The organism is Amycolatopsis sp. NPDC104587, assembly GCF_055583645.1.
Window position 1 is genome coordinate 365,150 of sequence record NZ_JBVJNO010000011.1, and the last position, 25,176, is coordinate 390,325.

Annotated in this window: 22 protein-coding genes, 2 tRNA genes and 1 other RNA gene; 8 read left to right on the forward strand and 17 right to left on the reverse strand. The window is 70.1% G+C overall.

What is annotated here, in order from left to right:
* Nucleotides 1-32 precede the first annotated feature (32 nt).
* From hutI to hutH, 5 genes are read right to left on the reverse strand one after another with little or no spacing between them, the layout of a single operon-like run.
* Nucleotides 33-1,178, reverse strand: coding sequence for an imidazolonepropionase (gene hutI / locus ACZ61C_RS32680; RefSeq protein WP_465311711.1), 1,146 nt, complete (start codon nt 1,176-1,178; stop codon nt 33-35).
* Nucleotides 1,166-2,455, reverse strand: a complete 1,290-nt coding sequence (locus ACZ61C_RS32685; RefSeq protein ID WP_465311712.1) for a formimidoylglutamate deiminase — start codon at nt 2,453-2,455, stop codon at nt 1,166-1,168. The genes hutI and ACZ61C_RS32685 overlap by 13 nt, the downstream gene beginning before the upstream one ends.
* Complete coding sequence (locus ACZ61C_RS32690; protein WP_465311713.1) at nt 2,452-3,648, reverse strand: allantoate amidohydrolase; 1,197 nt, start codon at nt 3,646-3,648, stop codon at nt 2,452-2,454. The genes ACZ61C_RS32685 and ACZ61C_RS32690 overlap by 4 nt, the downstream gene beginning before the upstream one ends.
* Entirely contained in the window at nt 3,645-5,297 is a 1,653-nt protein-coding gene (hutU, locus tag ACZ61C_RS32695; protein WP_465311714.1) for a urocanate hydratase, read from the reverse strand. The genes ACZ61C_RS32690 and hutU overlap by 4 nt, the downstream gene beginning before the upstream one ends.
* Before the next feature lie 2 nt (nt 5,298-5,299).
* Nucleotides 5,300-6,826 carry a histidine ammonia-lyase gene (gene hutH, locus ACZ61C_RS32700; protein ID WP_465311715.1) on the reverse strand — a complete coding sequence of 509 codons (1,527 nt, stop codon included), beginning with the start codon at nt 6,824-6,826 and terminating at the stop codon, nt 5,300-5,302.
* A gap of 84 nt (nt 6,827-6,910) precedes the next feature.
* Here hutH and ACZ61C_RS32705 point away from each other — a divergent pair, with 84 nt between their 5' ends.
* Both ACZ61C_RS32705 and ACZ61C_RS32710 read left to right on the forward strand, forming a co-directional pair.
* A complete protein-coding gene (locus ACZ61C_RS32705) occupies nt 6,911-7,693 on the forward strand; it encodes an IclR family transcriptional regulator (protein WP_465311716.1) in 783 nt (260 codons plus the stop codon).
* A gap of 131 nt (nt 7,694-7,824) precedes the next feature.
* Nucleotides 7,825-9,012, forward strand: a complete 1,188-nt coding sequence (locus tag ACZ61C_RS32710; protein ID WP_465311717.1) for a GGDEF domain-containing protein — start codon at nt 7,825-7,827, stop codon at nt 9,010-9,012.
* Between the two features lie 10 nt (nt 9,013-9,022).
* On the opposite strand, the gene ACZ61C_RS32715 is transcribed toward ACZ61C_RS32710, so the two are convergent.
* Nucleotides 9,023-9,235, reverse strand: coding sequence for a hypothetical protein (locus ACZ61C_RS32715; protein ID WP_465311718.1), 213 nt, complete (start codon nt 9,233-9,235; stop codon nt 9,023-9,025).
* Nucleotides 9,236-9,562: 327 nt separating this feature from the next.
* Nucleotides 9,563-9,930, reverse strand: a transfer-messenger RNA (tmRNA) gene (gene ssrA / locus ACZ61C_RS32720).
* Between the two features lie 159 nt (nt 9,931-10,089).
* Between ssrA and ACZ61C_RS32725 the strand changes: the two genes are divergently transcribed.
* The 5 genes from ACZ61C_RS32725 to ACZ61C_RS32745 all read left to right on the forward strand — a co-directional run bounded on the left by ACZ61C_RS32725 (nt 10,090) and on the right by ACZ61C_RS32745 (nt 14,312).
* Nucleotides 10,090-10,764 carry a sensor domain-containing protein gene (locus ACZ61C_RS32725; protein ID WP_465311719.1) on the forward strand — a complete coding sequence of 225 codons (675 nt, stop codon included), beginning with the start codon at nt 10,090-10,092 and terminating at the stop codon, nt 10,762-10,764.
* On the forward strand, nt 10,761-11,891 hold the full coding sequence (locus ACZ61C_RS32730) for a sensor histidine kinase (RefSeq protein ID WP_465311720.1): 1,131 nt from the start codon (nt 10,761-10,763) through the stop codon (nt 11,889-11,891). The genes ACZ61C_RS32725 and ACZ61C_RS32730 overlap by 4 nt, the downstream gene beginning before the upstream one ends.
* Nucleotides 11,892-11,930: 39 nt before the next feature.
* Nucleotides 11,931-12,572, forward strand: coding sequence for a response regulator transcription factor (locus tag ACZ61C_RS32735; RefSeq protein ID WP_465311721.1), 642 nt, complete (start codon nt 11,931-11,933; stop codon nt 12,570-12,572).
* 119 nt (nt 12,573-12,691) lie between these two features.
* Complete coding sequence (locus ACZ61C_RS32740) at nt 12,692-12,916, forward strand: hypothetical protein (RefSeq protein WP_465311722.1); 225 nt, start codon at nt 12,692-12,694, stop codon at nt 12,914-12,916.
* Between the two features lie 94 nt (nt 12,917-13,010).
* Nucleotides 13,011-14,312, forward strand: coding sequence for an acyltransferase family protein (locus ACZ61C_RS32745; RefSeq protein WP_465311723.1), 1,302 nt, complete (start codon nt 13,011-13,013; stop codon nt 14,310-14,312).
* Between the two features lie 32 nt (nt 14,313-14,344).
* Here ACZ61C_RS32745 and ACZ61C_RS32750 read toward each other — a convergent pair whose 3' ends face one another.
* The 8 genes from ACZ61C_RS32750 to ACZ61C_RS32785 form a co-directional block, all read right to left on the reverse strand.
* Complete coding sequence (locus ACZ61C_RS32750) at nt 14,345-15,244, reverse strand: amidohydrolase family protein (RefSeq protein WP_465311724.1); 900 nt, start codon at nt 15,242-15,244, stop codon at nt 14,345-14,347.
* Entirely contained in the window at nt 15,241-15,723 is a 483-nt protein-coding gene (gene smpB / locus ACZ61C_RS32755) for an SsrA-binding protein SmpB (protein WP_043776590.1), read from the reverse strand. The genes ACZ61C_RS32750 and smpB overlap by 4 nt, the downstream gene beginning before the upstream one ends.
* Nucleotides 15,724-15,769: 46 nt before the next feature.
* Entirely contained in the window at nt 15,770-16,663 is an 894-nt protein-coding gene (ftsX, locus tag ACZ61C_RS32760; protein WP_465311725.1) for a permease-like cell division protein FtsX, read from the reverse strand.
* Nucleotides 16,664-16,709: 46 nt separating this feature from the next.
* The gene (gene ftsE, locus ACZ61C_RS32765; protein WP_155544587.1) at nt 16,710-17,399 is read right to left on the reverse strand and encodes a cell division ATP-binding protein FtsE; all 690 of its coding nucleotides are present in this window, start codon (nt 17,397-17,399) and stop codon (nt 16,710-16,712) included.
* 111 nt (nt 17,400-17,510) lie between these two features.
* A complete protein-coding gene (gene prfB / locus ACZ61C_RS32770; protein WP_465311726.1) occupies nt 17,511-18,614 on the reverse strand; it encodes a peptide chain release factor 2 in 1,104 nt (367 codons plus the stop codon).
* 63 nt (nt 18,615-18,677) lie between these two features.
* Entirely contained in the window at nt 18,678-19,178 is a 501-nt protein-coding gene (locus ACZ61C_RS32775; RefSeq protein ID WP_465311727.1) for a PadR family transcriptional regulator, read from the reverse strand.
* A gap of 380 nt (nt 19,179-19,558) precedes the next feature.
* A tRNA-Met gene (locus ACZ61C_RS32780) sits at nt 19,559-19,635 on the reverse strand.
* Nucleotides 19,636-19,712: 77 nt separating this feature from the next.
* The gene (locus ACZ61C_RS32785; RefSeq protein WP_465311728.1) at nt 19,713-20,297 is read right to left on the reverse strand and encodes a TetR/AcrR family transcriptional regulator C-terminal domain-containing protein; all 585 of its coding nucleotides are present in this window, start codon (nt 20,295-20,297) and stop codon (nt 19,713-19,715) included.
* A 94-nt stretch (nt 20,298-20,391) separates the two neighbouring features.
* Between ACZ61C_RS32785 and ACZ61C_RS32790 the strand changes: the two genes are divergently transcribed.
* Complete coding sequence (locus tag ACZ61C_RS32790) at nt 20,392-21,813, forward strand: FAD-dependent monooxygenase (protein WP_465311729.1); 1,422 nt, start codon at nt 20,392-20,394, stop codon at nt 21,811-21,813.
* A gap of 129 nt (nt 21,814-21,942) precedes the next feature.
* Here ACZ61C_RS32790 and ACZ61C_RS32795 read toward each other — a convergent pair.
* Together ACZ61C_RS32795 and ACZ61C_RS32800 are read right to left on the reverse strand one after the other, a co-directional pair.
* Nucleotides 21,943-22,016, reverse strand: a tRNA-Met gene (locus ACZ61C_RS32795).
* Between the two features lie 67 nt (nt 22,017-22,083).
* Entirely contained in the window at nt 22,084-25,086 is a 3,003-nt protein-coding gene (locus ACZ61C_RS32800) for a UPF0182 family protein (RefSeq protein WP_465311730.1), read from the reverse strand.
* Nucleotides 25,087-25,176 lie beyond the last annotated feature (90 nt).

Here is a 25,176-nt window from a genome sequence, read left to right on the forward strand (position 1 = left end):
GACTGTGTCTTCGCGCGTCCTCGCCTTCGACGTTAGCGCACGAGATCTCCCGCGCGCCACACCATTCTGGTGAGCGGCACGCCGGGGCGGTACGCCAGGTGCGTCACCGAAGGCGCGTCGAGCACGTGGACGTCCGCCCGCGCGCCCGGCCGCAGCACGCCGACGTCGGTGCGGCGCAACGCCTTCGCGCCGCCCGCCGTCGCCGCCCACACGGCCTCTTCGACCGTCATCCGCATCTGGAGCACCGCGGTCGTGACGCAGAAGGCCATCGACGTCGTGTACGAGCTGCCCGGGTTGGCGTTGCTGGCCAGCGCGACCGTCGCGCCCGCGTCCAGCAGCCGCCGCGCCGGGGCCAGGGACTGACGGGTCGACAGGTCGCACGCGGGCAGCAGCGTCGCCACGGTGTCCGACCCGGCCAGGGCCTCGACGTCGGCGTCCGAAAGGTACGTGCAGTGGTCGACGCTCGCCGCGCCCAGCTCCACCGCGAGCCGCACACCGGGGCCTTCGCCGAGCTGGTTGCCGTGCACCCGCAGGCCGAGCCCGCGCTCCGCCGCGGCTTTGAGGACCCGCGCCGACTGGGCTTCGTCGAACGCGCCGGTCTCGCAGAACACGTCCGCCCAGCGCACGCTTTCCGCGACAGCGTCGAGCATCTCGCCGCAGACAAGGTCCACATAGGACTCTGCGTCGGCGCCCGGCGGGACCAGGTGCGCGCCGAGGAACGTGACCTCGTCCGCCACCTCGCCCGCGATCCGGGCGCTCCGGGCCTCGTCCGCGACGGTGAGCCCGTAGCCCGTCTTCGTCTCCAGGCAGGTGGTCCCCTGCCGGGCCGCCTCGTCGACGTGGCGACGCAGGTTGGCCGCCAGCTGCTCGTCGGACGCCTCACGCGTCGCGCCGACCGTCGTCGCGATTCCGCCCGCGGTGTAAGGTTTTCCGGCCATCCGGGCTTCGAACTCGGCGGTGCGGTCCCCGGCGAAGACGAGGTGCGTGTGGCTGTCGACCCAGCCGGGCAGCACCGCGCGGCCTTCGACGTCGATGTGCTCGTCAGCGTCGGGCGCGCTCGCCGTCGGCCCCACCCAGGCGACCCGGGTGCCGTCGAGCACCAGGGCCGCGCCGGTCAGCCGGCCCAGCTCCGGGTCGTTGGTCGTCAGCTCGCCGATTCCCGTGATCAGGACTGCCACAGTGCCTCGATCTCCTTAGCCAGCAAGGTTTCCGGTCGTTCGATCAGCTGGTGCGCGCCGTCCCGCACGACCTCGCGGCCCGCGACGACGACGTGCCGGACGTCGGCCCCTGACGCGGCGTACACGATCCCGGACGGCTCGATCCCCGCGGTGCGCACCGAACCCAGCGAGACCGTGACGAGGTCCGCGCCCGCGCCCGCCTCGAGCCGCCCCACCCCGGCCCAGCCGACGGCCGCGTGGTCCGTCCCCGCCTCGAGCAGCTCCTCCGCGCTGAACCGGCCGCGTTCCTCGCTGGCGAGCCGGTCGTCCAGCTCCAGCGCGCGGGTCTCTTCGAAGGCGTCGACAACGGCGTTGCTGTCGCTGCCGACACCGAGCCGCACACCCGCGTCGAGCAGGGCGCGGGCCGGGCCGATGCCGTCACCGAGGTCGCGTTCGGTGGTCGGGCAGAAGCACGCGCGGGCCCGCGCGCCGCCCAGGTGCGTGATGTCCGACGGCGTCAGGTGCGTGGCGTGCACGGCGACCAGCCGGTCGGTCAGCACGCCGCGGTCGTGGAGCAGCTCGGTCGGCGTGCGGCCGTAGGCGGCCACGCACTGTTCGTTCTCCGCCCGCTGCTCGGAAAGGTGGATGTGCACAACCCGCGCACTGTCCACAAGCGACAGCTGGTCCGCCGGAACGGCCCGGACCGAATGGATCGCCGCGCCGGCCCGGAACAGGTCGTCTTCCTTCAGCGCCGAGACCCGGGCGGCCCAGTTTTCCGCGGAACCGTCGGAGAACCGCTGCTGGACTTCGTCGGGTTCAACACCGATGCCGCCCGCGAGGTAACACGTGTCGAGCAGGGTGAGCCGGATCCCGGCGTCCGCCGCGGCCTGCCGCAGCGCCTCCCCCATCACGTTCGGGTCGGCGTACGGCTTCCCACCGGGAGCGTGGTGCAGGTAGTGGAACTCCCCCACGCTCGTGTAACCGCCCAGGACCATCTCGGCGTAGACGCCGCGCGCCAGCCGGTGGTAGCTGTCCGGATCAAGACGCGACGCGAGCGAGTACATCCGCTCGCGCCACGTCCAGAACGTGCCGCGCTCGTGGTGCGTCCGGCCGCGCAGCGCCCGGTGGAACGCGTGCGAATGGCCGTTCGCGAACCCGGGCAGGGTCAGTCCGTTCAGGACAGTGCCGGTGCGCGGCGAGTCCGGCGTCACCGCCGTGATCTCCGGTCCCGACACCTCGATCCGCACCCCGGAAGCGATCCCGCCGGGCAGCCAGGCCTGTTCGCACCAGAAGGTCATCGCGCCAGCTCCTCCAGCGCCGTGGCCAGCGCCCGCGCCCCGGCCTCGACGTCCGCCGCCTCGGCGAACTCCTCCGGCGAGTGGCTGATGCCGGTCGGGTTGCGCACGTAGAGCATGCCCGCCGGGACGAACCCGGCGAGGATCGCCGCGTCGTGCCCGGCGCCGGTCGGCAGCTCCGGCACCCCGCCGAGCCAGCCGCCGAGGGCGTCGCGGAGGGTGTCGTCGAACACGACGTCGCCGGAGTACGACTCACGCGTCACCTCGACCCGGCAGCCCTCCTCCCGCGCCGCGTCCGACGCCGCCCGGCTGATCTCCGCGACCAGCGCCGGCGTGCCCTCACCGGGCACCCGCGCGTCGAGCCACAGGTCCACTGTGGACGCGATGACGTTCGTGCCGCCGGGTGTCGGGACCAGGCGGCCGACGGTCGCCCGCGCGTCCGGCACCTTCGCGGCCAGCCGGCGGACGGCGGTGACCGTCTCCGCGGCGGGCAGCATCGGGTCCACGCGGTCGGCCAGGAGCGTCGCCCCGGCGTGGTTTCCCTGCCCCGCGAACGAGAACCGCCACCGGCCGTGGGCGATCACGGTGCTTCCGACGGCGACCGGCGCGCCGAGGTCGATCAGCCCGCGTCCCTGCTCGACGTGCAGCTCGAGGAACTGCCCGATCCGGTCGAGCCGGTCGGTGTCCGGCCCGATCCGCGCCGGGTCGATCCCGGCCCTCTTCGCCGCTTCGGCGAACGTGACGCCGTCGGCGTCCCGCAGGCCGCGTGCCTTGTCGGGGTCGATCGTCCCGGTGAGCAGCCGCGAGCCGAGGCAGGGGACGCCGAAGCGGCCACCCTCCTCTTCGGCGAAGACCACCACGGCGAGCGGCCGGCGCGGCCGGAAGCCCTTTCCCTGCAAGGCTTCCACGGCCGCCAGCGCGCTGACGACCCCGAGCGGGCCGTCGAACGCGCCACCGCCGGGCACCGAGTCGAGGTGGCTGCCGGTCACCACGGCGTTGCGCCCGGGCGGCCCCCACCAGGCCCAGATGTTGCCGTTGCGGTCGGTCTCGACGTCCAGCCCGAGGCCCAACGCGCGGTCGACGAACCACTCGCGCAGGTCGTGCTCGGGTGCGTCGAAAGCGTGGCGGGAGTACCCGCCGCGCTTCGCGTCGCGCCCGACGTCATCGATCTCTCCCAGCAGCCCGGAGGCCGTCACGCGTCGTCCCGCATCGGGATGCGCACACCGCGTTCGTCGGCGACCTCGGCCGCGCGGTCGTACCCGGCGTCGACGTGCCGGATGACACCCATGCCCGGGTCGTTCGTGAGCACCCGCTCGAGCTTCTGCGCGGCCAGCGGCGTCCCGTCGGCGACGCTGACCTGGCCGGCGTGGATCGAGCGGCCCATGCCGACCCCGCCGCCGTGGTGGATCGACACCCAGCTGGCGCCCGAGGAGGTGTTGACGAGCGCGTTGAGCAGCGGCCAGTCGGCGATCGCGTCGGAGCCGTCGGCCATGCCCTCGGTCTCGCGGTACGGCGAGGCGACACTGCCGGAGTCGAGGTGGTCACGGCCGATCACGACCGGCGCCTTCAGCTCGCCGCTGGCGACCATCTCGTTGAACCGCAGGCCGGCCAGGTGCCGCTCGCCGTAACCCAGCCAGCAGATGCGGGCCGGAAGTCCTTGGAAGGCAACCCGTTCGCCGGCCAGCTTGATCCAGCGGGCGAGGGACTCGTTCTCCGGGAACAGTTCCAGCATCGCGCGGTCGGTCGCCGCGATGTCCTCGGGGTCACCGGAGAGCGCGGCCCAGCGGAACGGGCCGTTGCCCTCGCAGAACAGCGGGCGGATGTAGGCGGGCACGAATCCCGGGAAGTCGAACGCGCGCTCGCAGCCGCCGAGCTTGGCCTCACCGCGCAGGGAGTTCCCGTAGTCGAAGACCTCCGCGCCCTTGTCCATGAACCCGAGCATCGCCTCGACGTGGTCGGCCATCGACTCGCGCGAGCGGTCGGTGAACTCGTCGGGCTTCTTGGCCGCGTAGTCGTGCCAGTCTTCGACGCTGATGCCCTTGGGCAGGTAGGAAAGCGGGTCGTGCGCGGAGGTCTGGTCGGTGACGATGTCGACCTCGACCCCGCGGCGCAGCAGCTCCGGCAGCACCTCGGCGGCGTTGCCGACAACACCGACCGACAGCGGCCGCTTCTCCCGCTTCGCGCGGGTGACGCGCTCGATGGCGTGGTCGAGGTCGCCGGAGACCTCGTCCAGGTAGCGGTGCTCGACGCGGCGCTGCGCGCGCTGCGGGTCGCACTCGATGACGAGCGCGACGCCGTCGTTCATGGTCACCGCGAGCGGCTGCGCGCCGCCCATGCCGCCGAGCCCGGCGGTCACGGTCAAGGTCCCGCGCAGGGTGCCGCCGAACTTCTTCTTCGCGACGGCGGCGAACGTCTCGTAGGTGCCCTGGAGGATGCCCTGGGTGCCGATGTAGATCCACGAGCCGGCCGTCATCTGGCCGTACATCGTGAGGCCCTGCTGCTCGAGGCGGCGGAACTCGGGCCAGGTCGCCCAGTCGCCGACCAGGTTCGAGTTCGCGATGAGCACCCGCGGCGCCCACTCGTGCGTGCGGAACACGCCGACCGGCTTGCCGGACTGCACGAGCAGCGTCTCGTCGACCTCCAGCGCGGTCAGCTCACGCGTGATCGCGTCGAAGCTGGGCCAGTTGCGGGCGGCCTTGCCGGTGCCGCCGTAGACGACCAGGTCCTCGGGCCGCTCGGCGACCTCGGGGTCGAGGTTGTTGTGGAACATCCGCAGCGCGGCTTCGGTCTGCCACGACTTGGCGGTGAGCTGGGTGCCGCGGGCGGCACGGACTACGCGGGACATTCTCAGACCTCCAGACGGGCGGCGTCGAGGACGGCGCCGGAGCGGACGAGTTCTTCGGCGGCCGCGATCTCGGGCGCCAGGTGCCGGTCGGGGCCGGGGCCCGCGACCTGGGTGCGGAGCAGGCCCCGGACGCGTCCGGTGACCGGGGACGGTTCGAGCGGCGCCCGGAAGTCGAGCGCGCGGGCCGCCGTGAGCAGCTCGATGGCGAGGACCGTGGTCAGGCCGTCGACGGCCTTGCGCAGCTTGCGCGCGGCCGACCAGCCCATGGAGACGTGGTCCTCCTGCATCGCGCTGCTCGGGATGGAGTCGACGGACGCGGGCACGGCGAGCCGCTTGAGCTCGCTGACGATCGCGGCCTGCGTGTACTGCGCGATCATGTGGCCGGAGTCGACCCCGGGGTCGTGCGCGAGGAACGGCGGCAGGCCGTGCGAGCGCGCCTTGTCGAGCATCCGGTCGGTGCGGCGCTCGGCGATGCTGGCGACGTCGGCGACCGGGATGGCCAGGAAGTCCAGCACGTACGCGACGGGCGCGCCGTGGAAGTTGCCGTTGGACTCGACGCGGCCGTCGGCGAGGACCACGGGATTGTCCACAGCGGACATCAGCTCGCGCTCGCCGACGAGCTCGGCGTGCGCGAGGCTGTCCCGCGCGGCGCCGTGGACCTGCGGGGCGCAGCGCAGCGAGTAGGCGTCCTGGACACGGTTGCAGTCCGGGCCGCGGTGGCTCTCGACGATCTTCGACCCCTGCAGCGCCTGCCACATCCGCGCGGCGGACGTCGCCTGGCCGGGGTGCGGGCGCAGCGCCTGCAGGTCGGCGGCGAAGGCGCGGTCGGTGCCGAGCAGGGCTTCGACGCTCATCGCGGCGGTGAGGTCGGCGATGTCGAAGAGCCGGTGCAGGTCGGCGGCGGCGAGCAGGAGCATGCCGAGCATGCCGTCGGTGCCGTTGGTGAGGGCGAGGCCCTCCTTCTCGGCGAGGACGACCGGCTCGATGCCGGCCTCCTTCAGCGCGTCGCCCGCAGGCTTGGTTACGCCGTTGTGGACCACTTCGCCCTCGCCCATGAGCGCGAGCGCGACGGCGGCGAGCGGGGCGAGGTCACCGGAGCAGCCGAGCGAGCCGTACTCGTGGACGATCGGGGTGATACCGGCGTTGAGCAGGGCCGCAAGCGTTTGCGCGGTGCCCGGCCGGACGCCGGTGTACCCGCTGGCGAGGGTCCGCAGCCGCAGCAGCATGAGCCCGCGGACCACCTCGGTCTCGACGGCGGGCCCGGCCCCGGCGGCGTGCGAGCGGATCAGGCTGCGCTGCAGCGCGGTCCGGCTCTCGACGGCGATGTGTCGGGTGGCGAGCGCGCCGAAGCCGGTCGAGACGCCATAGGTGGGCGTGACGGCGTGGGCGAGGTTCTCGATGTGCTGGCGGGTCGCGGCGAGGTTCTTCTCGGCCGCGTCACCGAGCCCGACGGGCGCGTGGCCCCGGACGACGTCGACCACCTGGGCGGCGGTCAGGGGTTCCGAACCCAGGAGCACTTTTTCCGGCATGGGGTCATTGGACTACGTCCTTCCCGCTGGTGGGATGCCTCAACGGGTGGTTGTGTCTGGGATCCCAGACGTTAGGCTCGGGGGATGGGCGACAGCAGCGAGGTGCCGGCGCTGCGCCGTGGCCTGGCGGTGCTCCGCCTGCTGGCGACGCGCCCCGGCCCGGTCACGGCGGCGGCGATCGCACGCGAGGCGGGTCTCCCCCGCTCGACGACGTACCACCTGCTCAGCGAGCTGGAGGCGGCCGGCTTTGTTGTCCACCTGCCCGCGGAACGCCGTTACGGCCTGGGCATCGCGGCCTTCGAGCTGGGCTCGGCCTACCTGCGCCACGACCCGCTCGAACGCCTGGCGGGCCCGCTGCTGCGCAAGCTGGTCGACCGCGCCGGCCACACGGCACACCTGGGTGTCCTGCACGGCAACGAGTCGCTGTACCTGATCAAGGAACGCCCGGCCCGCCCGGAAACGCTGGTCACCGAGGTGGGCGTCCGCCTGCCCGGCCAGCTCACGGCGTCCGGCCGCGCGATCCTGCGGCACCTGCCGGCCCCGCACGTCCGGGCCCTGTTCCCCTCGGCGTCGGCCTTCGTCCTCCGCACCGACCGCGGCCCCCGGACGCTGGCCGAGCTGCGCCGCACCCTGACGGCCGAGCGGACCCTGGGGTGGTCGGTGGAAGACGGCCACGTGACCGAGGGTTTCGCCTCGGTGGCGTGCGCGGTCTTCGACCACGGGGCTCGCCCGATGGCGGCCATCAGCGTGACGCTGCGCCACCACTGCACCACGGAACCCTGCGAAGAAACCTGGCCCGAACTGGCAGCGGAAGTGTCGGCGACAGCCGCCGACCTGACGACGAGAATCGGCGGCCACCCGGGCTGACGTGCTGCGGCGAACGGCCCAACCCGCACCGGACGGCTCGATTCCGCTCCGTACGGTATCTACCGTTTCCAGGGGCGATGGACACCACGAGCACGCTCCGGCGCTGGGCACTGTGGGAGCAAGGTGCCCGCGTGGCCGGCTACTGCCTGGTGAGCGAGGCCGCGGCAGTGGTGCTGATGCTGCGGCCGTCCCCGGTGCCGGTCGACCGGCGGACGCTGGCCGCGCTCGGGACGCTGCTGGTCCTCGGGGTGGTCCAGGCCGAGATTGGGCGGCGGGTCGAGCGGAACCAGCGCCGGCTGGCGAAGGCGCCGCACATCAACATGACGTCGGTGTGGACGTTCGCGGGGGTGCTGCTGCTCCCGCCGGTGCTGCTCGCGGCCCTGGCCGCCGGGCTGTACCTGCACCTGGCGCTGCGCAGCTGGTACCGGCTGCTGCCGGTGTGGCGCACGACCAGCAACGCGGCGATCATCCTGCTCTCGTGCCACGCCGCCCAGGAGGTCCTGTACCTGACCGGCACCGCGGACATCCGCGCGGCGGTGACCCGCGGCTGGCCCGGAACGTTCGCGGTGGCGGCGTCCCTGGCGACGTTCTTCGTGGTCAACGCGCTGCTGGTGCTCCCCGCCCGCCGCGAGCCGGGCCGGACGCCGGTGGCGTTGTTCGGCACGTGGTCGGACAACGGACTGGAGATGGCCACGCTGTGCCTGGGCGCCCTGACCGCACTCGCGCCGGCGACGTTGCCGGGCCTGGTGGTCCTGGCGCTGCCCCAGGTGCTGCTCCTCCACCGGACGGTGCTGGTGAAGCAGTGGGAGACCGCCGCGCACCGCGACGACAAGACGGGTCTCCACAACGCGGGCGGCTGGCGCCGGCTGGCCGAACGAACCCTGCGCGACGCGAAACGCCACAACAGCACGTTCGGCCTGCTGATGCTGGACCTGGATCACTTCAAGGGGGTGAACGACACCCACGGCCACTTGGCGGGCGACGCGGTGTTACGGGCGGTAGCCCGCACGATCACCTCGGCGGTCCGCAGCCGCGAAGACGCCGTCGGACGCTTCGGCGGCGAAGAATTCGTGGTCCTGCTCCCGGTGATCGACAACCCGGGCGTGAGCTCGATCGCCGAGCGAATCCGTGCCGCGATCAGCACCCTGACCGTCCCATTGGGACAGTCCTCGATCACAGGCCTGTCGGTGTCGATAGGAGTCGCCACCTACCCACGAACCGCACCAAGCCTGCAGCGCCTCCTCGACGCGGCGGACACCGCGCTCTACGAAGCGAAGTCAGCCGGCCGAAACAGAGTGGTCCAGGCCCCGGACGTCTGACCGCAAAGAATCAGGCCGAGGTCCGCTGCCGCCGCCCGACATCAAGCCCGAGCATCGCGAGCAACTCAGCGCACTCCCTCGAATCCGAGGAGTGGCCGGCCACGGTGATCAGCGCCCGGTCATTCTGCTCGGCGAGCCGTTCCGCCTCCTCAGCGCGTATGACACCCATACGGCTGTCTTCGTCATTGGCGGTAGAGCTGCCATTTTGCCGGGCCCAGGTCATCTGGCCACCTACTTCCGGCCCCAGCGGGTGCGGAGCCATGGTCGGGTCTCCAGCATGACACTCACACAATCTTCACCCACAAGTGGCCCCCACCACACAGTCGACGGACGGCCCCCTCCCGTCGGTAACCGGCACACAAGCCGGAAGATCCCCCCTCACTCGCACCACCACGGGGGCAAGGGGCGGAGCCCCAGAAGAGGGCCCGGGGCGAAGCCCCGAGGGGTCCAGGGGGCGGAGCCCCTTGGCGGGGGCTTGGGGGTTCGACCCCCAAAAAAGCACCCGAGAACGAAGGAAAGGCCCAGCCCCGAAGGGGCGTGGGCCTTCCCGAAGTGGAGGTGCCGGGAATTGAACCCGGGTCCTCTGGCGTATCAACAGGACTTCTCCGTGCGCAGTCCGCTACGTCTCTGCTTGGCCCCCTCGGTCACGCGAACAAGCCGAGGTGACGAGCCCAGCCACTGTTTGCTTCACGGCAGTTCCCCGTGGCCGGGACTGCCGCTGAGCCTCCTAGCTGATGCCGGTACCCGGGCCGGAGGCGAACCCGGGCCGACAGAGACGCACTCGCTCAGGCGGCGAGGGCGTACTCGCGCTGACTGGAGTCGGCGCTTATTTGGTTGCGATGACGCTTACGGTGGTCTCTCGCCTGCACCGGCACGCTTCTCCTGAATCAACGTCCAAAGTCGAAACCGTTCACCCCCTTGGTGGGAACACAACCTGTCCATCATAACGCGTGCCGCCACTGCTTTGCTTCCCGCGGGTAGGGCTAGCCCTACCGGGAGGATGCCCGCGCGCACCATGTCGGGCGGGCCCTCGAACCGCGAGGCTGGGAGCCATCGTGGGATGAAGGGAGCCTGGTCATGGGTGACGAGAGGCGGGATCCGCCGTTCGGCGGTTCGGTGGTGTTCCTGCTGATGAACCTGCCGCTGGGGGTGGCGGCGTTCGCGTTGCTGACGTCGTTGACGGCGGCCGGGCTGGGGACCGCAGTGGTGTGGGTGGGCGTGGGCCTGCTCGCGCTCCTCGTGCTGGCGGTGCGGGGGGCCGCCCGGCTGGAGCGCGCGCGGGTCTACGCGCTGCTGGACCGGTACATCGACCTGCCGTACCTGCCCTTGCCGGCGCAGGGGCACAAGCTGCGGTGGAAGGGGCGGCTGAAGGACCTGTCGACGTGGCGGGACCTGGCCTACTTCTTCGTCCTGTTCCCGCTGGGCATCGTCGAGTTCGTGCTGGTCACGGCGTTCTGGTCGACGAGCCTGGCGCTGGCGGGGCTGCCGATCTACTTCCGGTGGCTGCCGGACGGCGCGTACTACTTCCCGTCGTACGACCTGCGGTGGCTGAGCGTGGATTCGACGGTGGAAGCGCTACCGTGGGCAGCGCTGGGGGTGCTGTTCATCGCGTTGTCCGTGGCGCTGACGAAGGCGCTGGCGGGGTTGCACGCCCGGCTGGCGAACGCGCTGCTGGGGCCGACCGTGGCGCAGCGCCGTCGGATGGAGCGCTGGTGGGAAGAAGCGGAAGAGAAGAACCTGGTGGCGGGATGACCGAGGCGCACCCGGTGGAGCACCCGCGGCCGAACCCGGCCCGCACGATCGTCTACATGATCGTGAGCTTCGTCTTCCGGATCCTGCAGTTCGTGCTGATCGTGACGGGGATCGCGGTCGGGGTGGGCACGGTCGTGGTGTGGGTCGGGTTCCCGATCCTGCTCGCGACGACGAGCTTCGTCCGCTGGTCGGGGGACCGCGAGCGGGGCTGGCTGGGGTCGATGCTGCAGGTGCCGCTGCCGCCGGTGGAGCGGCGCGCGGTCGAGGGGATGCCGCTGGTCCGCCGGTGGATGACGCGGCTGAGCGACCCGACGACGTGGCGTGACCTGGCGTACCTGATGGCGGCGTTCCCGCTGGCCTGCGTGGAGCTCGGGATCGCGCTGGCGTCGATCGTGCTGCTGCCGATGGCGATCTGGGTGACCCCGTGGCTGGGCTGGCTGCACGGCGAGCTGGGTGTCGCGCTGCTGGGCCCGAACCGCACGAAGCGGCTGGAGCAGAAGGCCGAACGGCTGCAGGCTTCACGGGCCCGCGGGGTCGACGCGGCGGAGGCCGAACGCCGCCGCATCGAGCGTGACCTGCACGACGGCGCGCAGCAGCGGCTGGTCGCGGTCGCGATGAGCCTGGGCCGCGCGAAGTCGAAGTTCGACCACGACCCGGAGGGCGTGCGCGACCTGATAGACGAGGCGCACGCGGACGCGAAGCTCGCGGTGTCGGAGCTGCGCGACCTGGCGCGCGGCATCTACCCGGCGGTCCTCGGCGACCGCGGGCTCGACGCGGCGCTTTCGGCGCAGGCGGCGAAGTCGCCGATCCCGGTGGACGTGACGGTGACCGTGGACCCGCGCCCGCCGGCCGCGGTGGAGACGACGGCGTACTTCATCGTCGGCGAGACCCTGACGAACATCGCGAAGCACTCCGGAGCGTCCGAAGCGGCGGTGAAGGTGTGGCGGACGGACGACCACGTCGTCGTCGAGATCACCGACAACGGCCACGGCGGCGCCGAGGTGCGGCCCGGCGGCGGGCTGGCCGGCCTGGCCGACCGCGCCGCGACGATCGACGGTGTGATCACCGTGGTCAGCCCGGTGGGCGGGCCGACCGTGATCCGGGCTGACCTGCCCTGCCAATGGTGAATAAGCTGGCTCCCGTTCATCCACGAGCTTGGGGGCCGGATGCGGGTAGTCATCGCCGAAGACGCCGTCCTGCTGCGGGCGGGGGTCACGCGCCTGCTCGCCGACGAGGGCATCGAGACGGCCGCGGCCGTCGACAACGGGGACGACCTGCTGGGCGCGGTCAAGGAACATCGCCCTGACCTGGCGATCGTGGACGTCCGGATGCCCCCGACGTTCACCGACGAAGGCCTGCGTGCCGCACTGGCGGCCCGCAAGGAGATCCCGGGGCTCCCGGTGCTGGTGCTCTCCCAGTACGTCGAGGAGTCGTACGCGGTGGAGCTGCTGTCGGGCGGCGCCGGCGGGGTCGGCTACCTGCTGAAGGAGCGCGTGGCGGACGTCGCGGACTTCCTCGACGCGGTCCGCCGCGTGGCGGCAGGCGGCACGGCGATCGACCCGGACGTCATCGCCCAGCTGATGGCCCGCGGCCGCCGCAACCCCCTCGACGCGCTGACCGCCCGCGAGTCGGAGGTCCTCGGCCTGATGGCCCAGGGCCTGTCCAACACGGCGATCGCGAACTCCCTCGTGGTTTCGCACGGCGCGGTGGAGAAGCACATCGGCAACATCTTCTCGAAGCTCGGCCTGGAGGCGAGCGCGGAGGAGCACCGTCGCGTTCGTGCGGTCCTCACTTATCTGGGCCGTTGAGCGCACATACGGTGACCAAAAGTCCCGTAGGGTGTTCGTAGGGTCACCCGTTCCGCGGGCGGCACCCCTCGCACCGCTCACCTACCATGGGCGGACCTGACGTCGAGAGGAGCGCGCAGATGTCCGACGAGATCCGCTGCGTCCGCTTCTTCGGCGGCCCGCTCGACGGCCGGGTCCAGGAGCTCGGGGACGCCGAGCCGGTGCCCGGCACCGTCATCAAGCACATCCACCTGCACACCGGCCCGAAGATCGAGACGCGGTACGAGCTCGGCCTCACCGAGCACGGCTGGGAGTACCGCGTCGCCGCGAGCCGGCACGAACCCGAGCCGGACAACCGGCGGTAGGGAGAACCCCCGGGTCCGCCGGGGGCTGACAGGACCTCGAAGACGCCGGTCAGCACCGCTGTTTCCCCAGGTCGAAGCGACCAAGCTCAACGGCATGCAAACAAGCCGGGACCGCTTCCTCGACGTCGTCCGGGCGGGGGCCATCCTCGCCGTCATCGCCCAGCACTGGGTCATGCCGGTGCTGTCCTACTCCGACGGCCACCTCGCCACCGGGAACGCCCTCGCGACGCCGGGGTGGTGGGTCGTCACCTGGCTGAGCCAAGTGATGCCCTTGGTCTTCTTCGCCGGCGGCGCCGCCAACCTGATCTCGCTGAGCCGCGCCGGCTCGCCCCGGCAGTGGCTCGCCGCGCGCATCCGGCGGCTGATGGTCCCGGTGCTGCCGCTGATGGCGGTCTGGCTGGTCATGCCGGACTTCCTGCGCGGCCTCGGCGTCCCGCCCCAGCCGTTGCAGGTCGCCAGCGCGATCGCCGCCCAGCTGCTGTGGTTCCTCGCGGTGTACGTCCTGGTCGTGCTCCTGACGCCGCTGATGGTCGCCGCACACCGGCGCTGGGGTCTGAAGGTGCCGCTGGTCATGGGCGCGGCCGGCATCCTCGTCGACGTCGCGCGCTTCAACGACCTCGGCTACCTCGGGTACGCCAACGCGATCTTCGTCTGGGTCGCCGTCCACCAGCTCGGTTTCCACTACGTCGAAGGCCGCCTCGGCTCGCTCACCCGCCGGGCCGCGCTCGGCCTGTCCGCCGCCGGGTTCGGCGTCACCGCGCTGATGGTCGCGTTCGGCCCGTACCCGGCCAGCATGATCGGCATGCCGGGCGCGCCGGTGTCGAACATGAGCCCGCCCACCGTGCTGCTCGCGTTCCTCGCCGTCGGCCAGATCGGCCTGCTGCTCGCCTTCCGCCCGCAGCTCAACGCGCTCGCCGAACGCCCCGGCGTCGGCTCCGCGCTCAGCTGGCTCGGCGCGCGGTTCATGAGCGTCTACCTCTGGCACATGCCGGCGCTGATCGTCGTCTCGGGGATCACGGTGTACGGCCTCGGTTACCGGACCCCGGCGCCGGGCACGGTGTTCTGGCTGGTCATGGCGCCCGCGTGGTTCGCGGTCTGCGGGCTGGTGCTGCTCGGCCTGCTGCGGCTGTTCGCGCACTTCGAGACGCAGCGCGACACCGCGGTCGTGACGGCGAGGCTGCCGCAGCTGGTCGTCGCCGGGCTGATGATCTCGGGCGGCCTGCTCGGGCTGGCCGCGCACGGCTTCGCCCCGCTGTCCGACGGCATCGTGCACGGACCGGTGCCGTGGGTGGTCCTCGCGACGGCCGGGTTCCTCCTGGCCGGCAAGCAGATCCCGGTGACCGACCTGCTCGGCCGCGCGGTCGTGGTGAGCGAGCGCGCAGCCGTCAAGCGCTGAGCCGGTCGTGAGTGATAATTCGGGTTAGAACCCTAATTACCACTCACGAGGCGCAGCGGGGTGTCGTGCAGGACGGCCCGCAGGAACGGCTCCCCCAGGCGATCGTCGGCCGCCCAGCCGGCGATCGCCTGCAGCTGTGTGGCGTAGGAGTACGGGATGTTCGGGAAGTCCGTGCCGAGCACCACGCGGTCGGCGTACGCGGCCAGCCGCGCCGTCCAGTCCGGCGGCAGCGGCGACATCTTCAGCGCGAACGGCACCCCGACCATCGTGGTGTCCAGGTGCACCCGCGGGTACTTCTCGAGCAGCTCGAAAGCGGCGCCGAACTCCGGCATCGCCGCGTGCGCGAGCACCGCCGTCAGGTCCGGGTACCGCGCGAGGACCTCTTCGAAGACCGCCAACCCGGTGAAGTCGCCCCGCAACGGACCGTGTCCACAGTGGACGACGACGGGCACGCCCGCGTCGGCCAGCGAGCCCCACACCGGCTTCAGGAACTCGTCACGCGGGTCGTACGCGCCCACCTGCACGTGCGCCTTGAACACCCGGGCGCCGGCTCGCAGCGCACCGTCCACAGCGGACCCGGCGCCTTCCTCCGGGTAGAACGTGCCGGTCGGCACGGCGTCCGGGACCCGCGCGGCGAACTCCAGCGCCCAGTCCGTCAGCCACTCGGCCATCCCCGGCTTGTGCGGGTAGACCAGCGGCGCGAACCGCGTCACCCCGAGCGAGCGCAGGGTCGCCAGACGTTCCTCTTCGGACGTCCGGTAGTGCACCGGCCAGTCGGTGCCGTAGTGCGTCGAGGCCTGGTCGAAGTACGCCCAGACCTTGTCCATCACCGGCTTCGGCAGGAAGTGGACGTGCAGGTCGACCAGGCCCGGCAGGCCCAGCGACGCCGTCCAGCGCGCGACGTCGGCGTCGGAAGCCGGGCCCGCCGTCACTCCGTGAACCGGCCCTTCAGCGCGCGGCCCATGGCCTTCCTGATGTCCCGCTCCGCGTCGCGCTTGGCGAGCGTCTGCCGCTTGTCGTAGGCCTTCTTGCCCTGCGCCAGCGCGATCTCGACCTTGACCTTGCCGTCCTTGAAGTACATCGACAGCGGCACCAGCGAGAGCCCGCTCTCCTTGGTCTTGCCGATGAGCTTCTCGATCTCGCGCCGGTGCAGCAGCAGCTTCCGGGTGCGCCGCGGCATGTGGTTGGTCCACGTGCCCTGCGTGTACTCCGGGATGTGCACGTTGCGCAGCCACACTTCGCCGTCGTCGACGGTCGCGAACGCGTCCGCCAGGGACGCCTTGCCCTCGCGCAGGCTCTTCACCTCGGTGCCGACGAGCACGAGACCGCACTCGTAGGTGTCGAGAATGGAGTAATCGTGCCGCGCCTTGCGGTTCGACACGATCACCTTCTGGCCACGTTCCTTGGGCATACGACCACTCTACGTGATTCTCGAAGCGACGAGCAGCTGGTTAAACCTAGTGCCGGACGTACAGCCGCAGCGTGACGTAACCGGTGATGGCGGAGATCACCACAGAGACGCCCAGCAGGATGGGTGCGACCGGGAACAGCAGCTCCAGCATGGTGATCTTCGGGAAGACGTCGCCGGTGAACACCGAGTCGAGGAAGCTCGCCTTGGTCAGCACCAGCATGATGATCCCGAGGACCGCGCCGACCACGCCGGCGACCACCGCCTCCAGGAGGAACGGCAGCTGCGTGTACCACCGCGTCGCGCCGACAAGCCGCATGATGCCGACCTCGGTGCGCCGGGTGAACGCCGACACCTGGATCGTGTTGGCGATCAGCAGCAGCGCCGCGATGGCCATGATGAGCGCGGCGCCGAACGCCATGTTGCGGACACCGTTGAAGGCGTTGAAGACGCGGTCGAGGAACTTCTTCTGGTCGTCGACCTTCCGCACACCCGGCTTGGTCGAGTACTCCTGGACGATCGACTCGCTGCGGTCCGGGTCCTTCAGCTTCACGTGCAGTGACGCGGGCAGCGACTCCGGTCCGGTCAGCTGGACCAGCTCCGGCTGGCTTTCGAAGATCTTCTTGAAGCGCTCGAAAGCCTGGTCGCGGTTCTCGAACACGACCGACTCGACACCGTCGTTGCCCTGCAGGTCCGAGCGCAGCGACTGGCAGAGCGCCTGGGTGCAGTTCTTGTCCGTCGAGCTGATGTCGTCGGTGAGGTAGACCGAAACCTCGACGTCGGCGAGGAAGTTGGACTTCATCTTGTCGATCGTTCGCACGGCCAGGAGGCCGCCGCCGAGCATGGCGAGCGACACGGCCGTGGTCAGCATCATCGCGATGGTCATCGTGATGTTGCGGCGCAGGCCGGTGATGACCTCGCTGAAGACGAAACTGGCGCGCATGTCGGGGACTGGTCCTTGGGGTCGGGGGCTGGGCGGAGGTGGGCGGTCAGCGACCGATGCCGTAGACGCCGCGGGCGTCGTCGCGGATCACCCGGCCGAGCTGCAGCTCGACCACGCGGCGCCGCATGGAGTCCACGATGCCGTGGTCGTGGGTCGCCATCAGGACGGTGGTGCCGGTGCGGTTGATCCGCTCCAGCAGCAGCATGATGTCCTGGCTGGTGTCGGGGTCCAGGTTCCCGGTCGGCTCGTCGGCGAGCAGCACCAGCGGCCGGTTCACGAACGCGCGCGCGATCGCGACGCGCTGCTGCTCACCACCGGAGAGCTCGTTGGGGAGCCGGTCGGCCTTGCCGTCGAGGCCGACGAGCTCCAGCACCTCGGGCACGACCTTCTTGATGGTCGGGCCGGGCTTGCCGATGACCTCGAGGGCGAACGCCACGTTCTCCGCGACGGTCTTGTTGGCCAGCAGGCGGAAGTCCTGGAAGACGCAGCCGATGGTCTGCCGCAGGCGGGGGACCCGGCGGCGGGCCAGCTTGGCGACGTCGAAGTTGGACACCATCACGCGGCCCTTGCTCGGCGTCTCTTCGCGCAGCAGCAGCCGGAGGAAGGTCGACTTCCCCGATCCCGAGGGACCGATGAGGAAGACGAACTCACCCTTTTCGATGTCGACGGACACCCGCTCGAGCGCGGGCCGCGTCGAGGTCTTGTAGACCTTGGAAACCTCTTCGAGCCGGATCACGATTCGGCATACTACCCACCGGTCTCGTGAAGCCCCGGTTGCCCGGGCCACCCGGGTGGAGCAAGGGGCGTTTGCGCACGGTGAGCGGTCGCACGAACACCCCTTGCGCCGCTAAACGGCCGCGGACTGCTTGCGCCAGCGGATGCCGGCGTCCAGGAAACCGTCGATCTCGCCGTCGAGGACCGCGCTCGGGTTGCCGACCTCGAAGTCGGTCCGGAGGTCCTTGACCATCTGGTACGGGTGCAGGACGTAGGAACGCATCTGGTTGCCCCAGCTGGAGCCGCCGTCCTTGAGCGCGTCCATCTCGGCGCGCTCCTCTTCCTTCTTGCGCAGCATCAGCCGGGCCTGGAGGACCTTCAGCGCGGCGGCCTTGTTCTGCAGCTGCGACTTCTCGTTCTGGCAGGAGACGACGATGCCGGTCGGCAGGTGCGTGATGCGCACCGCGGAGTCGGTCGTGTTGACGCTCTGTCCACCCGGGCCGGACGAGCGGTAGACGTCGACGCGGATGTCCTTCTCCGCGATGTCGACGTGGTCGACCTCTTCGACCTCCGGCAGCACCTCGACGTGCGCGAACGACGTCTGGCGGCGGCTCTGGTTGTCGAACGGCGAGATCCGGACGAGCCGGTGGGTGCCCTGCTCGACCGAGAGGGTGCCGTAGACGTAGGGGGCGGTGACCTTGAACGTAGCCGACTTGATGCCCGCCTCTTCGGCGTAGGAGATGTCGTAGACGTCGGTCGGGTAGCCGTGGCGCTCGGCCCAGCGCAGGTACATGCGCAGGAGCATCTCGGCGAAGTCGGCCGCGTCGACCCCGCCGGCCTCGGACCGGATCGTGACGACGGCGTTGCGGTCGTCGTACTCCCCGGAGAGCAGGGTGCGGACCTCGAGGCCGTCGACGGCCTTGCCGAGGTCGGCGAGCTCGGTTTCGGCCTCGCCCATGCTGCCGGCGTCACCCTCGGCCTCGGCGAGTTCGTACAGCACGCCGAGGTCGTCGAGCCGCTGGCGCAGGTCGCTGACCCGCCGCAGCTCGCCCTGCCGGTGGGACAGCTGGCTGGTGACCTTCTGGGCCGCCTCCGGGTCGTCCCACAGGGTCGGGCTCGAAGCCTGCTGCTCCAAGTCGGCCACCTGGGCACGCAGCGCATCCAGGTCCATCACCGACTCGATCTGCGTCAGCTTGCCGGTCAGGTCCTTCAGTGCCGCGTCGAACTCATCACTCACGTTTGTCGAGGTTACGGCAAAACCCACGACCGGTTGCGAGGACCGGTCGTGGGAGTGCGAACCTCAGGCCGCGGGGATGGCGTCGAGCAGCTTCAGCGCGGCCTTCGCCTGCGCCTGGGCGAACTCGGCGACAGCCTTCTCGTACGGCCCGTCGGCGGCCTTGGTGGCCGTCTTCGCGTCGTCGAGCTGCTGGCTATAGCTCGTCCGCGCCGACTCGAGCAGCGTCTGACGCTGCTTCGCGGTCAGCGACCCCGCGTGCACGAGCCGCAGGATGAGCGGGCTGCGGAGGTGGTCGGGGCCGGCCTCGGAGGTCAGCCAGGCCTTGAAGGCCTTCTTCCCGGCCGCGGTGATCAGGTACTGCTGGCTGGAGCGCGGGCCCTGCTTGCCGAGCCGGACGAGGCCTTCCTTGGACAGCGCCGGGAGCTCCCGGTACACCTGGCTGCGGGTGACGCTGAAGAAGGCACCGAACCGCTCACCGGCCCCCGCGACGAGCTGCCCGCCGGTGGCGGGACCGTCGTGGAGCAGACCGAGCAGGGCGGCGGCTGTTGCATTCAATTCGGACACGTCCCCTAGATTCCCACTTATCGGCGGCTGTGTCCACAGTGGTCAGCGGATCTGTCCATTGTGGCTAGTGAGATCCCCTCGTTCGGCCCAATGCGAGCAGGTCCACAGTGGACCGCGGACACGCTGTGCAACCACCAGGGCCACGCATTGGTCCGACCAGCCGCATGCGAACGGCTCCGGCAACCACCAGGCAGGTGAGTTCGCCGGGCGGCCCTCCCCGGCTTGGCCGACTCCGGACACGCACCGCAACCGCACCGGCCCGGGGTCCACATCGTGGAATCCGCCGTCATTCGACAGTTTCACGGGAAAGTCGGCAGCAAAACTCGTGCGAACATGACAAAAGAGGCACGTTCCCGGATTTCCGAGAACGTGCCTCTTCGTGGTAGCGGGGACAGGATTTGAACCTGCGACCTCTGGGTTATGAGCCCAGCGAGCTACCGAGCTGCTCCACCCCGCGCCGTTGTGGTACTTGAATAGATTACACGGGGTCGCAACGCCGCTTACACCGGGGTCGCATAACGCTCTGACCAGGCATTACCCCACTCCGAGCCACTGGCGGGCTCCATTGAGGACCATCACCAGGCCGTCCTCGAACCGCGAACCGACGTCGGCGAGGAGGTCACCGGCCGCCTCCGTGCGGTAGCGCTCGTCCAGCTGCCCGGGCACCGGGTAGACGGCCTGCTCTTCGATCGTGAAGCCGACGACGTAGCTGTACACGGTGAACAGCGCCTGGGCCGCCCGGCGCGCGTCGAGGCCGGCGTCGATGCTCCGCCGCAGCGGGCTCTCCTCGACCAGGCCCGTGTCGCCGAGGAAGGTCCCGGCGAAGACCTTCCCGCCGTCCCGGTAGGCCAGCATCATGGCGCGCAGCGCCCGCGCCCGGTACGCGACGGCCTCCCACTCCCCCAGCTCGTCCGGCGGTCGCCGGTCCTCGAAGGAGTCGGCGTACATCTGCGTCGCCATTTCGTCGAGCAGCTCCTCCTTGTTCTTCAGGTGCCAGTAGAGCGCCGGCGCCTTGACCCCGAGGTCGGCGGCGATCAGCCGCAGCGTGAGCCCGTTGAGGCCGGCCTCGTTGAGCAGCTTCAGCCCCGAACGCGCGATGTCCTGCCTGGTCAGGGCCATGTTCCCGGATCTCCTCATGGTGCTCGCTTGACAGTTTAACGATGTTAAGGGCATCCTCGGAACAGGTCAATTTAACGTTGTTAAGGAGCTGGGGATGGACAACCTGAACGCCGGGGTGGTCGTCGCGGGGGCGGGGCCGACCGGGCTGATGCTGGCGAACGAGCTGGCGCTGGCCGGGGTGGACGTCGTGGTCCTGGAGCGGCTGCCCGGCCGCACCGGGCTGTCGAAGGCGTTGAACCTGCAGCCGCGGACGGCGGAGATGCTGGATCTGCGCGGTCTGCTCGGCCGGGCGGAGGAGCGCTCGTTCGCGACTGTCGCGGACGGACACTTCGCGGTGATCCCGGTGAGCTACGCCGGTTGGGACACGCGGCACCCGTACCAGGTGGGCATCCCGCAGGCGCAGGTCGAGGCGGCGCTGGAGGAGCGCCTGGCCGAGCAGGGGGTGAAGGTGCTGCGCGGCCACGAACTGACCGGCTTCGAGCCGGACGCCACCGGCGTGACGGTCACCGCGGGCGACCTCCGGATCCGAGCGGCGTACCTGGTGGGCTGCGACGGCGGCCGCAGCACGGTCCGCAAGGCCTTGAACCTGCCGTTCGAAGGAATCGACGGCCGAGGCCACGGTGTCTCGGCCGACGTCCTCTTCCACCGAACACCACCAGGAGCGCCCACGGAGTGGCGCTCGATGGGCAACATGGTGACGTCCCTGAGCCCGGGCAAGTTCATCGGCCTGATCCCCCTGGCCGAACCAAACCTCTACCGCCTGAGCTACGGCGACCGCCTGAACCGCCCAGCCAACCTCCGAGCCCCAGTCCCCGAAGAAGAAGTCCACGCAGCAATCGAAGAACGCTTCGGCCCAGAAGCAAAGATCAAGGAGATCCGCTGGATCTCCCGCTTCTCGGACGACAGCCGCCTGGCGGCGAAGTACCGAGTGGGCCGGGTCCTCCTGGCCGGCGACGCGGCCCACACGCACTTCCCAGCCGGCGGCCAGGGCCTGAACCTGGGCATCCAGGACGCAATGAACCTGGGCTGGAAACTGTCAGCAGAACTGAACGGCCACGCCCCACCAAGCCTGCTGGATTCGTACGAAGAGGAGCGCCGCGCAGTCGCATCGGACGTGCTCCAGAACGTAGCGGCCCAGAACGCCCTGATCCCCCTGACCCCAGACCAGCTGGCCCTACGAGCCCTGTTCCGCGACCTGACAACGCTCCCGGAGGTCCAGCACAAGCTGTCAGGCATGGTCTCCGGCCTCAACATCCGCTACAAGAGCAGCGAAAACCACCCAGCAGCAGGCGCCCGCCTCCCAGACTTCAAGCTGGGCAAAGGCTTCGCAAGCAACTTGTTCCACAGTGGAAAGTTCGTCCTACTGACAAAAACCCCAGCATTCCCACCCCACACAGAGGTAGTCGTAGCCGAGGTACCAACCCTCCCCTGGCGCGATTTAACGAGAGTCCTGGTCCGCCCAGACGGCTACATAGCAAGCACAACAGGATCCACAAAAAGCTGGCTCAAGTCCTGACGCAACCACACACCGGGGAGTCCAGGGGCGGCGAAGCCCCCCTGGCGGGGGTCCGGGGGTCCGACCCCCGGGACAAATGCGAAGGAGGCGCGGCTCGCGATTTCCGCGAGCACACGCCTCCTGCATCCGTAGCGGGGACAGGATTTGAACCTGCGACCTCTGGGTTATGAGCCCAGCGAGCTACCGAGCTGCTCCACCCCGCGTCGTGACACCCACCTTACGCCCTGGTTTCGCGGGGGTGCAAAGCAGGTGCCATGAGCGTTGCCGAGGTCACCTTCCCGGCTGGCTGCTGGGTGGTGGGTTGCCGGTCGTGGCCGATTGGGACTTGGCCGTCTGGTACTCCTGGACGGCTGCTTGCAACGCCGTCAGCGCCGCGCCCTGGTCGGTGAAGTTGCCCGACTGCTGCGCCGCCTTGAGCTTGGCGAGCGCCGCGTCGAGGTCCGTCACCGCCTTGTCGAGGGCGGTGTTGCCGCCGCCGGTGTTGGGCGGCGGGGTGGTGGTCGGCGTGGTCGTGGGTGTGGTGGTGGGCGGTGTGGTCGTCGGCTGCCCGGCTTGGGGCGGTGTGGTCGTGGCTTCGCCGGTGCCGGCGCCGAAGACCTGGTCGAGGGCTTCCTGGAGGGTGGCGCCGTAGCCGACCTTGGGTCCGTAGGAGACGAGGACGCGGGCAAGCTGCGGGTAGCTGTTCTGGTTGCGCTGCCGGATGTAGACGGGTTCGACGTAGAGGAACCCTTCGGCGACCGGCAGCGTGATCAGGTTGCCGTAGATGGGGATGACGTTGGGGTTGTTGAACAACGTCCGGTCCTGCGCGACGCGTGGATCACTCTGGAACCGGTTCTGGACCTGGACCGGGCCGTCGACCTGGGTGGCCCCGGTCGCCGCACTGGGTAGCTGGAGGACGCGGATCTTCCCGTAGTCGGCGGCGTCCGAGGACACCGACATCCAGGACGCGAGGTACTGGCGCTGGAGACCGGTGAGGGAGCTCGTCAGCTGGAACGTCGGTTTGCTCTGGCCCGGGGTGTCCGCGAGGACGTAGTAACCGGGCTGGTTGGCGGCGCCGGCCGCGGCCGGGTTGGCGCCGCCCTCGGCGGTCGGGTCCTGCGGGACGCTCCAGAACGCCTGCTGGGAGTAGAACTCCTGCGGGTTGCTGACGTGGTAGCGCGACAGCAGCTCCCGCTGGATCTTGAAGAGGTCCTCGGGGTAGCGGAAGTGCGCCCGCAGGTCCGGGGAGATCTCGGAGCTGGGCTTCACGAGCCCGGGGAAGACCTTCTCCCAGGCGTTGAGGACCGGTTCCTTGTCGTCGATCGAGTACAGGTTCACCGTGCCGTCGAAGGCGTCGACGGTGGCCTTGACCGAGTTCCGGATGTAGTTGATGGAGCTGTTGGCCTGCCGGGCGACACCGTTGAGGGAGTCGTTCGTGGCCGCGTTGAGCTGCGTCTGCTGCGAGTACGGGAAGTTGTTGATCGTCGTGTAGCCGTCGATGATCCACTGGATCTTGCCGTCGACGACCGCGGGGTACGGGTCGCCGTCGAGGGTCAGCCACGGCGCGATCTTGCTGACGCGGTCGCGCGGATCGCGGTTGTACATGATCTTCGAGTTGTCGCCGATGGCGTCGGAGAACAGGATGTTGCGTTCGCCGTACTCCGCGGCGAAGGCCAGGCGGTTGAACCAGTTGTCGACCGAGACGCCGCCGCTGCCGTTGTAGTTGTAGCGGTCGGTGGCGGTGTCGTACTCGCCGGGCGCGCCCTGGCCGCCGACGATGGCGTAGTCGGAGTCCGCGGCGGACAGCTCGCCGTAGTAGATGCGGGGCTGCTTGACCTCGATGCCGGGGGCGCCGCCGGTGGAGCCGGCGCCGGTCGGGTTCTGCGTGTCGCTGGTCGTCGCGATCGGGTAGCCGCCGTCGGAGTTGGCGTCCTTGACCGCGCGGTCGATCGTGTTCGCGGGCGCGGCCACGAAGCCGTTGCCGTGCGTGTAGACGAGGTGCTTGTTGATCCAGCTGGTCTGGTTGCCGGTGAGGCCCTCGGTCTTGATCTCCTTGGCGGCGACGATGTAGTCCTGCGTCACGCCGTTGACCGTGTAGCGGTCGATGTCCAGCTTGGCCGGGAAGCCGTAGAAGTTCTCACGGCCGACGCGCTGGGTGAAGGTGTCGGAGAGGATGTTCGGGTCGAGCAGCCGGATGTTCGACATCGTCCCGGTGTCGGCCTTGATCTGGGCCGGTGTCGCGTCGGTCTTGCCCGTGTACGGCTGGTACTGGACGTCGGTGAGGCCGAACGCCTTGCGCGTGGCGTCCATGTTGCGCTGGATGGACGTCGCTTCCTTCTCGTTCGCGTTGGGCTTGACCGAGAACTGGTCGAGGATGGCCGGCCACGCGACGCCGACCAGGATGCTCGACAGGATCAGCAGCACCAGCGCGATCGCCGGCAGCTGCAGGTTGCGCAGGAAGGCGCCGGCGAAGAACGCGATCGCGCAGATCACCGAGATGCACAACAGGATCAGCTTCGCGGGCAGGACCGCGTTCAGGTCGGTGTAGGTGGCGCCGACGAACAGCGGCATGTTCCGGTCGGACAGCAGCAGGTTGTACCGGTCGAAGAAGTACTCCGCGGCCTTCAGCAGCACGAAGACGCCGACGGTGATGGCGAGCTGCGCGCGGGTCGGGCCGGCGAGCTGGCCGCCCTTGCCGGCCAGCCGGATGCCGCCGAAGACGTAGTGCGAGATCAGCGCGCCGAAGAAGGAGATCACGACCGTGATGAACAGCCAGCCCAGCAGCCAGTTGTAGAACGGCAGGCTGAAGGCGTAGAAGCCGACGTCGTTGCCGAACTCGGGGTCGGTCTGGCCGAACGTGGTGCCGTTGAGGAACAGCTGCACGACCTGCCAGTCGCCCTGCGCGGACAGCCCGGCGATCAGGCCGGTCAGCACCGGGATGCCGATGCCGAAGAGGCGGATCCGGGCGACGATCGCGGACCGGTAGCGGGCCAGCGGGTCGTCGGCGCCGGAGATCGGCACGAACACCGGGCGGGTCCGGTAGGCGATCATCAGGCTGACCGCGAGCGCGCCGCCGACGAGCAGCCCGACGGCCAAGAAGAGGATGATCCGCGTCACCACCTGGGTGGTGAACACCGAACGCGCCCCGACCTCCCCGAACCACAACCAGTCGACGTACGTGTCGAGCAAGCGGGCTCCGAGCAGGAGCGCCAGCACGATCACCGCGGCGATGATGAGGAGGATCCGGCTCCGCCGGGACAGCTTCGGCAGGCTCACCGGGGGCCGAGTCGCCACGGCACACGCTCCTGTCTTAGTTCAACACTTGAGCAGGGGCGCGTGCGCCCCCTGGTTCCCTAACTCTACGGATGCCGGGTGAAGTTCCCG